At 66.8% G+C, this 14905-nt stretch carries 15 protein-coding genes; 5 read left to right on the top strand and 10 right to left on the bottom strand.

Translation table 11 applies throughout. From position 1 onward, the window contains the following. Positions 1-46: 46 nt before the first annotated feature. Genes GD628_RS14530 through pdhA form a run of 3 tightly spaced genes read right to left on the bottom strand, consistent with a single transcriptional unit; the run spans position 47 to position 3635 of the window. Positions 47-1468, bottom strand: coding sequence for a dihydrolipoamide acetyltransferase family protein (locus GD628_RS14530; RefSeq protein WP_152275220.1), 1422 nt, complete (start codon positions 1466-1468; stop codon positions 47-49). Continuing rightward, the gene (locus GD628_RS14525; protein WP_091606284.1) at positions 1465-2487 is read right to left on the bottom strand and encodes an alpha-ketoacid dehydrogenase subunit beta; all 1023 of its coding nucleotides are present in this window, start codon (positions 2485-2487) and stop codon (positions 1465-1467) included. The genes GD628_RS14530 and GD628_RS14525 overlap by 4 nt, the downstream gene beginning before the upstream one ends. After that, the gene (gene pdhA / locus GD628_RS14520) at positions 2484-3635 is read right to left on the bottom strand and encodes a pyruvate dehydrogenase (acetyl-transferring) E1 component subunit alpha (protein ID WP_152275219.1); all 1152 of its coding nucleotides are present in this window, start codon (positions 3633-3635) and stop codon (positions 2484-2486) included. The genes GD628_RS14525 and pdhA overlap by 4 nt, the downstream gene beginning before the upstream one ends. Positions 3636-3803: 168 nt before the next feature. Here pdhA and GD628_RS14515 point away from each other — a divergent pair, with 168 nt between their 5' ends. Continuing rightward, positions 3804-4277 carry an Lrp/AsnC family transcriptional regulator gene (locus tag GD628_RS14515; protein WP_152275218.1) on the top strand — a complete coding sequence of 158 codons (474 nt, stop codon included), beginning with the start codon at positions 3804-3806 and terminating at the stop codon, positions 4275-4277. Between the two features lie 319 nt (positions 4278-4596). On the opposite strand, the gene GD628_RS14510 is transcribed toward GD628_RS14515, so the two are convergent. Both GD628_RS14510 and GD628_RS14505 read right to left on the bottom strand, forming a co-directional pair. Then, positions 4597-6219: a solute symporter family protein gene (locus GD628_RS14510; RefSeq protein ID WP_091606292.1), complete on the bottom strand. Its 1623-nt coding sequence runs from the start codon at positions 6217-6219 to the stop codon at positions 4597-4599. Continuing rightward, positions 6216-6587 (bottom strand): DUF485 domain-containing protein, encoded by a 372-nt coding sequence (locus tag GD628_RS14505; protein ID WP_091606293.1) that lies wholly within the window; start codon positions 6585-6587, stop codon positions 6216-6218. The genes GD628_RS14510 and GD628_RS14505 overlap by 4 nt, the downstream gene beginning before the upstream one ends. Positions 6588-6812: 225 nt before the next feature. Between GD628_RS14505 and GD628_RS14500 the strand changes: the two genes are divergently transcribed. Genes GD628_RS14500 through GD628_RS14485 form a run of 4 tightly spaced genes read left to right on the top strand, consistent with a single transcriptional unit; the run spans position 6813 to position 10646 of the window. Then, positions 6813-8009: a sensor histidine kinase gene (locus GD628_RS14500; RefSeq protein ID WP_152275217.1), complete on the top strand. Its 1197-nt coding sequence runs from the start codon at positions 6813-6815 to the stop codon at positions 8007-8009. A gap of 19 nt (positions 8010-8028) precedes the next feature. Next, a complete protein-coding gene (locus tag GD628_RS14495) occupies positions 8029-8778 on the top strand; it encodes a LytR/AlgR family response regulator transcription factor (protein ID WP_091606299.1) in 750 nt (249 codons plus the stop codon). Continuing rightward, positions 8775-9152: a hypothetical protein gene (locus GD628_RS14490; protein WP_152275216.1), complete on the top strand. Its 378-nt coding sequence runs from the start codon at positions 8775-8777 to the stop codon at positions 9150-9152. Before GD628_RS14495 ends, GD628_RS14490 begins: the two co-directional genes overlap by 4 nt. 18 nt (positions 9153-9170) lie before the next feature. Continuing rightward, entirely contained in the window at positions 9171-10646 is a 1476-nt protein-coding gene (locus GD628_RS14485; RefSeq protein WP_091606934.1) for a sodium/solute symporter, read from the top strand. 94 nt (positions 10647-10740) lie between these two features. Here GD628_RS14485 and GD628_RS14480 read toward each other — a convergent pair whose 3' ends face one another. From GD628_RS14480 to tsf, 5 genes are all read right to left on the bottom strand, one after another. After that, entirely contained in the window at positions 10741-11319 is a 579-nt protein-coding gene (locus tag GD628_RS14480) for a DivIVA domain-containing protein (RefSeq protein WP_176697612.1), read from the bottom strand. A gap of 111 nt (positions 11320-11430) precedes the next feature. Further along, the gene (locus GD628_RS14475; protein WP_226802571.1) at positions 11431-12309 is read right to left on the bottom strand and encodes a phosphatidate cytidylyltransferase; all 879 of its coding nucleotides are present in this window, start codon (positions 12307-12309) and stop codon (positions 11431-11433) included. 77 nt (positions 12310-12386) lie between these two features. Further along, the gene (frr, locus tag GD628_RS14470; RefSeq protein WP_091606310.1) at positions 12387-12944 is read right to left on the bottom strand and encodes a ribosome recycling factor; all 558 of its coding nucleotides are present in this window, start codon (positions 12942-12944) and stop codon (positions 12387-12389) included. Positions 12945-13099: 155 nt separating this feature from the next. After that, positions 13100-13831: a UMP kinase gene (gene pyrH / locus GD628_RS14465; protein WP_091606313.1), complete on the bottom strand. Its 732-nt coding sequence runs from the start codon at positions 13829-13831 to the stop codon at positions 13100-13102. Between the two features lie 155 nt (positions 13832-13986). Further along, complete coding sequence (gene tsf, locus GD628_RS14460) at positions 13987-14826, bottom strand: translation elongation factor Ts (protein ID WP_091606315.1); 840 nt, start codon at positions 14824-14826, stop codon at positions 13987-13989. Between the last annotated feature and the right edge of the window lie 79 nt (positions 14827-14905).

The following is a 14905-nucleotide window of genomic DNA, read 5'->3' as shown; positions in this document are numbered from 1 at the left end:
CCGCGGACGGTGGAAAGGGGCCCTGCTGCCGTTTAAGGGCGGATCCTCAGTCCAGGGCCAGGACCATGGCGGGTTCCGCCAGGACATCACCAATGTCGCGCAGGAAGGCCGCCCCTTCGGCTCCGTCCACCAGGCGGTGGTCGAAGGACAGGCTGAGCGTAGTGACCTGGCGCAGGGCAATGCCGCCTTCGTGTTCCCAGGGCTGCCTGCGGACGGCGCCCAGGGCCAGGATGGCGGCTTCGCCCGGGTTCAGGATGGGCGTACCGGCATCGACGCCGAATACCCCCACATTGGAGATCGAAACGGTGCCACCGGTCAGCGCCGCCGGCGGCGTCCGCCCCTCCCTGGCAGTTCCTGCAAGGTCCGAAATTGCCAGGGCGAGTTCCCTCAGGCCAAGGTCCTGGGCGTCCTTGATGTTGGGAACCATCAGTCCCCTCGGCGTGGCTGCCGCGATACCCAGATTCACGTAGCGGTACCGGACGATTTCCCGGGCAGCCTCGTCCCAGCGTGCGTTCAGTTCCGGATGGCGGCGCAAGGCCAGGCAGACGGCTTTGGCCGCGAGCACCAGCGGTGTGAGCCGGACGCCGTCGTATTCCCGGCGGCTGCGCAGCTTCTCCAGCAGGTTCATCGAGGCAGTGACGTCCACGGTGAGGAACACGGTGGCATGCGGCGCCGTGAAGGCACTGGAGACCATGGCCGCTGCGGTGTGCTTTCGGATGCCCGCAATGGGAATCCGCTCCTCCCTGCCCTGGCCCAGGTGCGGAGCATCCGCAACCACCGGCTGTGGCCGGTCCGGGGTACGGGACGGCTCCGCGGAGCTGCGCAGGATCGCGGCTTCCACATCGCCGCGCAGGATCCGGCCCTGCGGACCGGTACCGTCCACCGTGGACAGGTCGATTCCGAGATCCCGGGCGAGCTTGCGGACCGGCGGTGTGGAGCGCGGACGTTCCTGTACCGCGGGTGTTCCGTTGGTCCCCGCGCTTTCCGCTCCGGCTGTCGGCACCGGAGGTTCCGCTGCGCCCGGGGCCGGTGCCGGCTGGACTGGCGGTCCCGGCCGGGCTGGCGGTGCCGGCTGGACTGCGGGCTCGGGGCTGACGAAGCCGCGGCGCGCCCGACGGGCGGGACGTCCGGCCTTCTCGGGTTCAGCGCCGTATCCCACCAGGGTTGGCTGGCGGCGTTGCGCTGCTGCGTCGGCTGCGGGCGCTGCCGGGGCGGGGACACCGCCGGCATTCGGAACGTCGAAACTGATAATCGCCTTCCCCACTTCAACCACCGTGCCTTCGGCCTCATGCAGCCGGGTCACCACGCCCTCGAACGGGGACGGCAGCTCGACGACGGCCTTCGCCGTCTCCACCTCGGCAATGACCTGGTTGAGGGTGACGCTCTGGCCTTCGGTAACCCGCCAGGACAGGATCTCGGATTCTGTGAGCCCTTCACCGAGGTCCGGCAGACGGAATTCACGGATCATCGTCCGGCTCCTTCCAGGACAGCCGACGGCGCCAGGGAGTTGGGCCGGCGCATCACACGGTCCACGCCGTCCAGGATCCGGTCCAGATCCGGCAGGTGGTGTTTCTCCAGTCGGGCCGGCGGATAGGGAATGTCGAAGCCCGTGACCCGCACCGGTGCGTGCTCCAGGAAGTCGAAACAGCGCTCAGTAATACTGGCGGCCAGCTCCGCACCAAGACCGCCGGACTGGGCGGCTTCATGGGTGACCACCAGGCGGCCGGTCTTGCGGACCGAGGCTTCCACCGCCGGGTAGTCCACCGGGGACAGGGAGCGCAGGTCTATCACCTCCACGGAGATACCCTCGTCTTCGGCAGCCGTGGCGGCATCCAGCGCCGTCATGACCAGGGGCCCGTAGGTCACCAGGGTGACGTCCGTTCCCGCGGCGGCAACCCGCGCAGCGCCCAGGGGCAAGGCACCCTCAAGTGTCTGCTCAACCTCTCCCTTGGTGTGGTAGCGGCGCTTGGGTTCGAAGTAGAGCACCGGGTCGTCACAGGCGACGGCCTGGCGGATCATCGTGTAGGCGTCCTGCGGGTTGGACACGCTGACCACGCGGAGGCCCGACGTGTGCGTGAAGTAGGCCTCCGGCGACTCCGAGTGATGCTCCGGCGAACCGATCCCGCCGCCAAACGGCACACGGATAGTCAGGGGCAGTTTCACCGCGCCGCGGGTGCGGTAATGCATCTTGGCAACCTGGGAGACAATCTGGTCGAACGCCGGGTAGATGAACCCGTCGAACTGGATTTCCACCACCGGCCGGTAACCGCGGAAGGCCAGCCCGACGGCGGTGCCCATGATTCCGGATTCGGCCAGCGGGGTGTCCATCACGCGCTTGGGCCCGTACTTTGCCTGCAGCCCGTCGGTAATCCGGAAGACTCCGCCCAGCTTGCCGATATCCTCTCCCATCAGCACCACTTTGGGATCCGCCGCAAGTGCGTCGTCCAGTCCTGCCGTGATGGCACGGCCAAAGGTCATGCTGCTCATCGGGCCTGTCCTTCCGCCGCGCCGTCCATCATGGCCAGGTAAGCCGCGTAGTGCTCCTGCTGGCGGTCCAGCCAGCTGTTGGGTTCGGCGTAGACGTGGGCGAACACGTCCACGGGGCCGGGGTCCGGCAGGGTCAGGCAGGCTTCGCGCAGTGCGGCGGCGAGCGCATCGGCGTCGGCCTCCACGGAGGCGAGGAATGCCCCGTCTGCGTGCCCCTCGTTCTGCAGCAGGGCTCCCAGCCGGCTGATGGGGTCCTTAAGCCGCCAGTCCTCCAGTTCCGCGGCGTCGCGGTAGCGGGTGGGATCGTCCGCAGTGGTGTGCGGTCCCATCCTGTAGGTCACGGCTTCGATGAACGTGGGTCCGCCGCCGCTGCGCGCACGGTCCAGCGCTTCCCGCGTGGCTGCCAGGACGGCCAGGACGTCGTTGCCGTCAACGCGGATGGAGGGGATGCCGAATCCCGGTGCCCGGTTGGCGATCGGCACCTGGGCCTGCAGCCCTACCGGCTCGGAGATGGCCCACTGGTTGTTCTGGCAGAAGAAAATTACCGGCGCCTGGAAGCTCGCGGCGAAAACCATTGCCTCATTGACGTCTCCCTGGCTGGTGGCGCCGTCACCGAAGTAGCTGATGGCGGCGTCGTCCGCACCATCCTGGGCGATGCCCATGGCGTAACCCGCCGCATGCAGTGCCTGCGCGCCGATGATCACCTGCGTGGGCGCCATGTTGACGGAATAGGGGTCCCAGCCGCCGGCCGCGTTTCCGCGCCAGACCCGCATGAGGTCCGCGAAGTCGACGCCGCGGCACCAGGCCACCGCGTTCTCCCGGTAGCTGCTGAAGACGAAGTCGGAAGGGCGCAGCGCCCGGGCCGAGCCGATCTGCGCGGCTTCCTGGCCCAGGAGCGGCGGCCAAAGGCCCAGCTCGCCCTGGCGCTGCAGGGAAGTGGCCTCGGTATCAATGCGCCGCACCAGGACCATGTCCCGGTAGAGGCCCCGGAGGGCCTCGGCGTCGACGTCCTGGACCCAGCGGGCATAGAACGCGTCCTCGACGCGTGCGCCGCCGGGGCGGACGAGCTGGACGTAGGGATCGTTGGGTTCCATCCCGGTGTTTTCGGGATGTCCTACCGGGGTATGCAGGGACACTTTGATGCGCATCCTTCCGTGTTGGGGCCCCGGGGGTGGTGGGGTCCGAACCTGATGCCGGGCGCCGTTGCCCAGTTAGGTGTGACCCTACTCACACCAAGCAGGCGGCACAACCATGTGCCGTCGGATTGCGCATACTGCCCTGCTTCCGGCTCCCGGGCCGTGCTAGCGTTGCGCACTATGCAGATTCTGGACAGCACCGACTTCCGCGTTCTGCGGGCGATGGCCACGGATCCCCGCCGGACCGTGGTGGCCCTCGCCGCCCGCCTGGGGATCTCCCGGAACACGGTGCAGGCGAGGCTTTCCGGAATGGAAAAGAAGGGCGCCTTCCTTTCCTTCGAGCGCCGGATCAACCCGGTGGCGCTGGGCTACCCCCTGATGGCTTTCGTGCACGTGCATGTCCAGCAGCAGCGCCTGGCTGAGATCACCGGCGAGCTGTCAGCCATCCCTGAGGTCATCGAGGCACACGGGCTGACAGGGGCGGCGGACCTGCTGCTGCGGATTGTGGCGCTCGACGCCGAGGACCTTTTCCGCGTCAACAAAGCCATCCTGTCCGTGCCGGGTGTGGAGCGTTCGGACACGACCCTGGCCATGGGCGAGCTCATCCCCTACCGGGTGGCGCCCCTGCTCGAGCGCGGGCCCGCCGGCAGCTAGCGTTCCGAGTCGGGGCGGTAGGGAGTGCACGCGCGCGGCGTGCCAGCGGGCCTGCCGCGCGCGGCGTCGCACCGTTTCCGCTTGCAACACGCCTGGCATCCAGTCCCGTGGATCGTGTGGGGAGATAACGTCCCTAAAAGCGCATATTCCCCGCACCCTGTGGGGAGATAACGTCCCCATACGGCAGTGATAGCAGCCTCATCTCCCCACAGGATCCCGGCCCCCGCAAAGATTCCGCCGCGCCGGCCGCCAGACATGAGGAAGGACGCCTCCCCTGTGTGGGGAGGCGTCCTTTGGCTCAGCTGGAGGGGAACCGGACCTAGTGGTCCACGGCCTTCTCCGCACCGACGCCGGTGAGCGAGCGGACTTCCATTTCCGCCTGCTTCTCCGGGGACTCGTCGTCCTTGCTGGTCACCGTCCCCAGGAAGCCCAGGAAGAACGCCAGCGGTATGGACACGATGCCCGGGTTGTTCAGCGGGAAGATTGCGAAGTCCGCTCCGGAGATCATCGAGGTCTCGGCGCCGGAGACAACCGGCGAGAGGATGATCAGCAGGATGGCCGAGCCCAGTCCGCCGTACATGCTCCACACAGCGCCGCGGGTGTTGAAGCGCCGCCAGTAGAGCGAGTAGATGATGGTGGGCAGGTTGGCGCTTGCCGCGACGGCGAAGGCCAGGGCCACCAGGAAGGCCACGTTCTGCCCCTGCGCGCCGATGCCGCCCAGGATCGAGACGACGCCGATCACCAGCACGGTCCGGCGGGCAACCTTCACCTCGCCGTCAGCGTCCACCTTGCCCTTGCGGACAACGTTGGCGTAGATGTCGTGGGCGAAGGATGCGGCTGCCGTGATCGTCAGGCCGGCCACTACCGCCAGGATGGTGGCGAAGGCGACGGCGGCGATAAGCCCCAGGAGAACCGGTCCGCCTAGAGCGAAGGCCAGCAGCGGAGCCGCCGAGTTGACGCCGCCCGGAGCGCCGATGATGGTCTCCCGTTCAATCAGGGCCGCGGCGCCGTAGCCGAGGACCAGGGTGAACAGGTAGAACAGGCCGATCAGCCAGATGGCCCACACCACGGAGCGGCGGGCTTCCTTGGCGGTGGGAACCGTGTAGAAGCGCATCAGCACGTGCGGCAGGGCTGCGGTGCCAAGCACAAGTGCCAGGCCCAGGGAGACGAAGTCCAACTTGGAGGTCTCGGACTTGCCGTACTGCAGTCCCGGATCGAGGATCGCGGCGTTGCCGGACATCTCGACTGCGGAACCGAGCAGTTCGGAGAGGTTGAAGCCGTTGATGGCCAGGACCCAGACAGTCATGACGGCAGTGCCGGCAATGAGGAGGCACGCCTTGATGATCTGCACCCACGTGGTGCCCTTCATGCCGCCGACGAGTACATAGATGATCATCAGCGCGCCGACGATCGCGATGACCAGTGACTGCCCGATCCGCGAGTCAATGCCCATGAGCAGGGAGACGAGTCCGCCGGCGCCGGCCATCTGGGCCAGCAGGTAGAAGAAGCAGACGGCGAGCGTCGTGATAGCCGCGGCGATGCGAACGGGACGCTGCTTGAGCCGGAAGGACAGAACGTCGGCCATGGTGAACTTGCCGGTGTTCCGGAGCATTTCGGCTACCAGCAGCAGCGCTACCAGCCATGCCACCAGGAACCCGATGGAGTACAGGAAGCCGTCATAGCCGTTGATGGCGATGGCGCCGACGATGCCAAGGAAGGACGCTGCGGACAGGTAGTCGCCGGCAATGGCGGTGCCGTTCTGAGGTCCGGTGAAGGAACGTCCCGCCGCGTAATAGTCAGCGGCGGTCTTGTTGTTGCGGCTGGCACGGAGCACCACCACAAGGGTTACGGCCACGAACAGGCCGAAGATCAGCATGTTCAGCCAGCCGGTTTCCCGGACGGCGTCGGCGGAGACGGCGGCGGGGATGTAGAGGGTGTTCATTTGGTCTCCTCGGGAAGGGACACGCCCTTGGCCTCCAGCTCGCCGCGCAGTTCGGAGGCGATCGGATCGAGGCGCCGGTTGGCGTAGCTGACGTACCACATGGTGATGCCGAAGGTGCTGACAAACTGCAGCAGGCCCAGGATCAGACCAATGTTGATGTTGCCGATGACCGGGGTGGACATGAACTCGTGCGCGTAGTCAGCGAGCAGCACGTAGGCGAAGTACCAGACGAGGAAGACCACGGCCATGGGAAAGATAAAGCTGCGCTGGCGTTTGCGCAGCTCCTGGAACTGCGGGGACCGCTGGACTTCCCGGAAGTCGACCGGCGCCTCGCTTTCGGGGTGTGATTGTGGCTGGTGTGCAGCCATCTCTCCTCCTTGGGTTGGGCACGTGCGGCGGTACGGCATTCGAACCGCAGGTCCATCGGGAACCCGGGCCGCCAGCACGCCGGCTGTGATGGGGATCACTTTTCCAATGCGGATGCATCCGGTGCCACTTATCCCGCCCCCCGCGTCGGTGAACGGAGCAATCCGTGCGCCAAACGGCATGATTTGGCACCCCGGCCCCTCCCCGGTGTCGGTAGTCTGGGACGCATGCCCGCTGCCGTCGAAGTCGCTCTGGTCTGCGCCGTTGCCGTCCTGACGCTCGCAGCGGTGGCTGCCCTGGGCTACCGGCTGAGCCGGTCCCAGCGCGATCTCGGTTCGGACGCCGAGCGGGCCGCCTACGCAACCCTGCACACGGCGTCGCTCGCCTCCCGTCACCTGCGAGCGGGCCTGACCCCTGCCGGTGCGTCCCGGGCCAGCCGGCACCTGCGCGGACTGCTCCGGTGCGAGACCCTGCTCATGACGGACACCGCGGCCGTCCTGGCCTGGGAAGGCGCCCTGCCAGACAGCTCCATGCGGCGCGAAAGGATTCTCGTCGCCTCCCGCGGAGTCCTGGACAGCGGCCGGACCAAGGTCTTTCGTGGCCCCGTCCTTCGGGCGCTGGGACTGCAGGACGGCGGCGAGCTGCTGATCTGCCCGCTGCGCGTCAACGCGCAGGCCGTGGGCACCCTGGGGGTCTTTGCGCCGTCGATCAGCGCCGGGCTGATCAGGGCAACCAATGACGTAGCTGACTGGGTTGCTGCCCAGCTTGAACTCGCCGAGCTGGACACAAACCGTGCCCTGCTCATGGAGGCGGAGGTCAAGGCACTGAGGGCCCAGATCAGCCCGCACTTCATCTACAACTCGCTCAACGCAATTGCTTCCTACATCAACACGGATCCGCAGCGCGCCCGGGAACTGGTGGTGGAGTTCGCCGACTTCACCCGGTATTCCTTCCGCCGGCACGGGGACTTCACCACGCTGGCCGAAGAGCTGCAGTCCATCGACCGCTATCTGCTTCTGGAACGGGCGCGTTTCGGTGAACGGCTCAAGGTCAGCCTGCAGATCAGCCCGGAGGTCCTCGGTACGGTGATCCCCTTCCTGTCGCTGCAGCCGCTGGTGGAGAACTCGGTGCGGCACGGACTGGACTCGATCGACGGCGAAGGCCGCATCACCATTTCCGCCCGGGACGCCGGTGCCCTGGCGGAAATCACCGTGGAGGACAACGGCGTAGGCATGGATCCGGAGAAGCTGTGGGCGCTGCTGGCCGGCCATGCCGACGGCGACCACGTGGGCCTGCGCAATGTTGACCTGCGCCTGCGCCAGGTCTACGGCGATGCCCACGGCCTGGTGATTGATACCGCGGAAGGCGCCGGCACCCTAATCACCATGCGGATCCCCAAGTCGCAGCCGGGTCACCGGGCGTGAAGGAAGTAGGCTGTCTGCCATGCCGAAATCCGCAAAGCCGCTGACGGTGGTGGTGGCCGACGACGAGGCCCCCGCCGTTGAGGAGCTGGCGTTCCTGCTGGGCCGGGACGCACGCATTGGCACCGTACTGCGTGCCTCCAGCGGGGCCCAGGCCCTCCACGCCATCGAAACCGCCGACGTCGACGCCGTGTTCCTGGACATCCATATGCCTGCCCTTTCCGGACTGGACATAGCCCGGGCTCTGGCCCGCAAGGAACGCCCGCCCGCAGTCGTCTTCGTCACCGCTGACGAGGACCACGCGCTGGCGGCGTTCGACCTCGCCGCGCTGGACTATCTGCTCAAGCCGGTGCGGCAGGAACGGCTCACCGAATCCATCCGCCGGATCAGCGACGCGCTGGCCGGAGCGGGGCCGGACAGCACGGAGGCCGGGGACGTGGTCACCGTGGTCCAGGGCGCCACTACGCGCATGATCCGCCGCGAGGACATCCGCTACGTCCAGGCGCAGGGAGACTATGCCCGGCTGCACACGGCCGAGACCAGCTACCTGGTTCGGATCCCGCTGGCGGAGCTGGAAGCACAGTGGGCCGATGCCGGGTTCCTGCGCATCCACCGGTCCTATCTGGTGGCCCGCAGCCAGATCACCCAGGTTCGGCTCAGCGGCGGGCGGGCCAGCATCCGGATTGGTTCCGAGGAGCTGCCGGTCAGCCGCCGGCACCTGCCCACCGTGCGCAGCACGCTGGCCTCCGGAAGAGTGCGGCCCACGGCATGAACGGTGAGAACCGTCCGCAGCGCGTCCGGGTCACTGCTCCCCCGCGTCCCGGCGCCGTTCCCCCGGCATTCCCGGTGGCCCGGGAACTGGATGAACAGTCCGAAGTCGGTGAGGTGTTCCTCTCCTCGCTGATCCGGTCCCAGCTGCGCCTGGCCCTGGTGGTGGCCGGCGGGTTTGGCCTCATCCTGCTCGGCGTTCCCCTGTTGCTCGCGGCCTATCCGCACCTGGGCACGCTGGAGCTTTTCGGCATTCCGGTGCCGTGGGTCCTGCTCGGATTTGGCGTCTATCCGCTGGTGATCATCAGCGGAGCGCTCTACGTGCGCAGCGCCAACCGGAACGAGAAGCGGTTCCAGGACCTGCTGGATGAGGGGTAGGAAGCGTTGAACTGGGAGGTGAGCCCCGGCGTCGGGTATGCAGCGCTTGCCGCCGTGACGGCCGCAACGCTGCTCATCGGCGCCTACGGCCTGCGCATTTCGCGGACCACCGGCGACTTCTACGTCGCGTCCCGCACGGTGAAGCCGTGGTGGAATGCGTCCGCCATTGGCGGGGAGTACCTGTCCGCCGCGAGTTTCCTCGGCGTGGCCGGACTGGTGCTGGTCTCCGGTGCGGACGCCCTCTGGTTCCCCATCGGCTACACCGCCGGCTACCTCATGCTGCTGCTGTTTGTGGCCGCCCCCCTGCGACGCTCGGGTGCGTACACCGTGCCCGACTTCGCCCGCGCCAGGCTTGATTCCCTGCCGGCGAGGCGGGTCACCAGCCTGCTGGTGGTGGCAGTCGGCTGGCTCTACATTGTTCCGCAGCTGCACGGGGCGGCATTGACCGTCGGCCTGACCACCGGACTGCCGGGCTGGGCGGGATCTGCCGCCGTCGTCGTTATTGTCTGCCTGAGCGTGCTTAGCGGCGGGATGCGGTCCATTACCTTCGTGCAGGCGTTCCAGTACTGGCTGAAGCTGGTGGCGCTGGCGGTGCCGGTCCTGTTCATCCTGTTCCGCCTGGGCGCCGATGGCGTGTCCTGGACCAATGGAGGGGCAGCTTTCGATTTTGGCGGACACTCCCCCGGCGCGGATTCCGTGTACCGCAACATTTCGCTGAGTATCGCGCTGCTGTGCGGAACGCTGGGACTGCCGCATGTGCTGGTCCGTTTCTATACGAACCCTGACGGAGTGTCCGCACGTCGCACCACGCTGATCGTGCTGGGTCTGCTCTCGGTCTTCTACGTCTTCCCCACGCTGTACGGGATCCTGGGCCGCACCTATCTGCCGGGGCTCGCGGCTGAGGGCAATGCGGACGCGACCGTCCTGCTGCTGCCGGCACAGGTGTTCGACGGTGCCCTCGGGGACCTGCTGGCAGCGCTCGTTACCGCAGGCGCCTTCGCCGCGTTCCTGTCCACGTCCAGCGGTCTCATCGTGTCCCTCGCCGGGGTGATCAGCCAGGAATTTTTCCGCGGCAGCGTCAGCGGCTTCCGCACGGCAACGCTGCTGGCGGCGGCGGTTCCCCTGGGGCTGGCGCTGCTCACCAACACTCAGGCCCTGGCCGGCAGCGTGGGAATGGTCTTCGCGTTCACGGCCTCGACGCTGTGTCCGCTGCTGCTCCTGGGGATCTGGTGGCGCCGGCTGACCGCGGCCGGTGCGGTCTGTGGAATGCTCACCGGTGCGGTCCTCTGCGGCGGGGCGATCGTTGCCGGCGGCGTGCTGTCCGTCTCCGGCGGGTCCACCCCGGTGTGGCTGGAGCAGCCGGCGGCGTGGACGGTTCCCGCGGCCTTCGCGGTCACGGTGCTGGTCTCGCTGCGCGGCCCGGGATCCGTTCCGGCCGGGACCGGACGCTTCCTGGCCCGGCTGCACACTCCCGAGCGCGCCCTGCGCCCCTAGCTCACCGCCTCACCGCCTCACCGCCTCATCGAGATGACAGAAACTGCTCGTTACAGGGCTGTAACGAGCAGTTTCTGTCATCTCGATGGTGGGGTTAGTCGATCGCGGCCATCAGCTCGACGACCCGGTCCAGGAACGCATCGACCTGGGTCTCTTCGTAGCCCGCATCGCCCTTGGCCTCGCGGAACACTGCACGGCGCACGACGTCGACGCTCAGCGGACGGTCGTGCTCAAAGTAGCCCAGCAGTTCGTTGCAGAGCGCATCGACGTCGCGCACGTTATAGCTGTGGGCACGCTTCTTGGTAGGGCGCCGGAAGCGCTCCCCCGGCTTGCGGTGCAGCCGGGCCCGGAGCACGGCCGAGGTGCGGCCGATCTGCAGCAGCCAGGCTTCTTCGCCCTTTTCCTGGATCAGCCGGTCCCGCTCACGCTGGGCGAAGACGTCCTCAAGCCGGTCAAGGGCGGCGTCGACGGCCTGTGCCTCGTAGCCTCCCTTGGCGGGATCGAAAGCCATGGAACGGACGTGGCGGCTGGTAATAACCTTGGCTCCCGGTGTCTCTGAGTTGTAGTAGTTCCGGGCCCGGGTCAGGAAATCATCTACCTGGCGGACGTTATATCCGTACTCCCTGCGGCCCACACGCTCAAAGGGGGCACTGGCCTGCCTCGCATCGTTCATGTTCAGCTAATCCTTAGGTGTCAAGTCTGTTTCCGCCACGGGATGCGGGACCGTCGAAAATATCTTACGTGTTCCCCGCCCAGGACCTGGGCAGGACTCCCCGGGACGGCGCTACATTGCACCCGGAACGAGCAGGACCGAGAGAAGGAACACCACCGGCGAGGCGAAGACCACCGAGTCCAGCCGGTCCATCGCGCCGCCGTGTCCGGGGAGCAGGTTGGACATGTCCTTGACGCCAAGCTCGCGCTTGACCATGGACTCGGAGAAGTCCCCCGCCGTGGCTGCGGCGACGGTAGCTACCGCCAGCACCAGGCCGAACCACCAGGGCTGGTCCAGGAACAGCACGGCGGCCAGGACGCCCACCACTGTGGCACCCGCAACAGAGCCTCCGAAGCCCTCCCACGACTTCTTGGGGCTGATTTTCGGCGCCATGGGGTGCTTGCCGAAGATCGCCCCCACCAGGTAGCCGAAGGTGTCATTGGCAACCACCAGCAGCAGCAGGACCGCTACCCGGGTCTGCCCTTCGGGCTCCCGCAGCAGCAGCAGCGCGAAGCTCAGCAGGAACGGAATCCAGAGGATCACGAACACACCGGCAAGAATGCTGCGCAGAGCGTCCTGCGCGGTGTCGATGGTCCGCCAGAGCAGGACGGCTATGCCCGTACCGGCCAGGGCCATCGCCAGTGCCTCCGTGCCGCCGAAGTAGGCAGCAAGCGGCACTGCTACGGAGCCGACCAGCACCGGAACATGCGGAACCTTGATTCCCCGGATTTCCAGTGCGCGGGAGACTTCCCAGACGCCCACTGCGGAGAACGCCGCGGCGATCACCGCGATGGCCACCGGGGAAAACAGCAGGCCCACCAGCAGCGCACCAAGCAGGACCACGCCGACGGCGATGGCCGCCGGGAGGTTGCGTCCGGCTTTGGAAGGCTTGCGCTGCTTGCCGGCACGGGCAGCCGCACTGCGGGCCCTGCGGCCATCGGGAACAGTCATGTCCGTGCCCTTCGCTGCCGGGTCTGCCTCAGGAGACGGGGAACCGCCAGCCTGGGTTGAAGGCTGGGATTGGTTCATCAGACCTCGAGCAGCTCGGCTTCCTTGCGCTTGAGCAGCTCATCGATTGAATCCGTGTGAGCCTTGGTCAGTGCGTCCAGGTCCTTTTCGGCACGGTTGCCGTCGTCTTCGCCGATTTCCCCGTCCTTGACCAGCCGGTCCAGGCCATCCTTGGCCTTGCGGCGGATGTTGCGGACCGAAACCTTGGCGTCTTCGCCCTTGCTGCGGACAATCTTGACGTATTCCTTGCGGCGGTCCTGGGTCAGTTCGGGCATGACCACCCGGATGACCTTGCCGTCATTGGACGGGTTGGCCCCTACCTCGGAGTCACTCAGTGCCCGCTCAATGGCGCGCAGGGCAGTGACGTCGTACGGGGTGATCAGCAGCGTGCGGGCGTCCGGGGTCGCGAAGGATGCCAGCTGCTGCAGCTGCGTCGGCGAGCCGTAGTAGTCCACCAGGACGCGGGAGAAAAGTGCGGGGTTCGCCCGGCCGGTGCGGATGGTCGAGAAGTCCTCCTTGGCAACCTCCACAGCCTTGTCCATCTTGTCGGCTGCCTCTTTCAAGGTCTCTTCGATCACGGTGTCTCCTCATTGGAAGGGAATTGCCAGCGCCGGAAATGAACCGTGCAGTGGCGAATTTGGTCTCTTCTACCATCCTAACCCGCGCGGCTCCCGCGCCGGCACCTGCGGCGATGCCGCCGGAGTGCCGGGCGGTCAGCCGCGCGGGAGGCGGCTCAGTTCGAGACCACGGTACCGATCTTCTCGCCGCGGATGGCGCGGGTGACGTTGCCTTCGCCCTCCATGCCGAAGACCACCATGGACAGGTCGTTGTCCTTGCACATGGTCATAGCCGTCTGGTCCATGACCCGGATGTCCTGGCGGAGTGCGTCGTCGTACGTCAGGGTTTCCAGGCGCTGTGCGTTGGGGTCCTTGTTCGGGTCCGCAGTGTAAACGCCGTCCACACCGGACTTGGCCATCAGCACCTCGTCAGCGTGGACTTCCAGGGCGCGCTGGGCAGCAACGGTATCCGTGGAGAAGTAGGGCAGGCCGGCTCCGGCTCCAAAGATAACTACGCGGCCCTTTTCGAGGTGGCGGATGGCCCTTCGCGGAATGTAGGCCTCTGCCACCTGGCCCATGGTGATCGCGCTCTGGACGCGGGTTTCAACGCCGGCCTGCTCCAGGAAGTCCTGCAGGGCCAGGCAGTTCATGACCGTGCCAAGCATGCCCATGTAGTCGGCGCGGGAGCGGTCCATGCCGCTCTGGGACAGCTCGGCACCGCGGAAGAAGTTACCACCGCCCACCACGATCGCCGTCTCCACCTCGCCGACCGTAGCGGCGATCTGCTTGGCCACGGAGCGGACGGTTTCCGGATCCACGCCCAGCTTCCCTCCGCCGAACACCTCGCCGGAGAGCTTGAGCAGTACGCGGCGGCGCGGAGTGTCGGTGTCTTTCAGAGCGTGGTCCATGATGCCTCCCGGGGCAGTGCTGGTGAGTGAACGTGTCAGCTGGTTCAAGGGTAATAAGGGGATTTGGACAGGCAAAAGGGGTGGCCACCTTTCGGTGGCCACCCCCTCTATGCCATCATTTCGCGTTCGCTGTGCGTACGCGCCGTTTCGGTACCTTAGGCTCCGACGCGGAACCGGGCGAAGGCGGTCGGCTGAACGCCGGCTTCGTTCAGGACGGTGGCAACAGTCTTCTTGGCATCCTTGGCGAACGGCTGGTCGAGCAGCACGATCTCCTTGAAGAAGCCGGTCAGGCGGCCTTCGACGATCTTCGGCAGGGCAGCTTCGGGCTTGCCTTCGGCGCGTGCGGTTTCGTCAGCAATGCGGCGCTCGTTCTCAACCAGGTCGGACGGAACTTCGTCGCGCGTCAGGTAGGTGGGAGCGTAGGCAGCGGTGTGCACGGCGATATCGTGGGCGGCGGTGAAGGCTGCGTCACCTTCGCCGTCGACGGCGAACAGAACGCCAACCTGTGCAGGCAGGTCCTTTGAGGTCTTGTGCAGGTAGGCGTCGACGGTCTTGCCTTCAACGCGTGCAACACGGCGGACAACAACCTTCTCGCCCAGGATCGCGCCTTCTTCGACGACAACCTCGGACAGCGGCTTGCCGTCAACCTCGTAGGCCAGGAGGGTCTCGGCGTCAGCGGCGCCGGATTCCACGGCTGCGGCCAGGACGCGGTCTGCGAGTTCGATGAACTTTGCGGACTTGGCAACGAAGTCAGTCTCGCAGTTCAGTTCGATCATCACGCCAACGGTGCCATCGATGACCTTGGCAGCAACCAGGCCCTCGGCGGTGGAACGGCCTTCGCGCTTGGTAGCGCCCTTGAGGCCCTTGATGCGGATGAGCTCCATGGCCTTGTCGGCGTCGCCGTTGGCCTCGTCGAGAGCCTTCTTCACATCCATCATGCCGGCGCCGGTGCGCTCGCGCAGAGCCTTGATATCAGCAGCGGTGTAGTTCGCCATTTGGACTCCAGTCCTCCCGTAATAAAAGTATTGGTGCAGTTCCGGCTGTGCGGCGGGCCGGGGTTCCGGCCCGCCGCAC

Origin of the sequence: Arthrobacter koreensis, from assembly GCF_009193255.1 — a bacterium.
GTDB classification, from domain to species: domain Bacteria; phylum Actinomycetota; class Actinomycetes; order Actinomycetales; family Micrococcaceae; genus Arthrobacter_B; species Arthrobacter_B koreensis.
The sequence above is the reverse complement of the archived record's forward strand: the minus strand, read 5'-3'. Positions and strand labels throughout refer to the sequence as shown.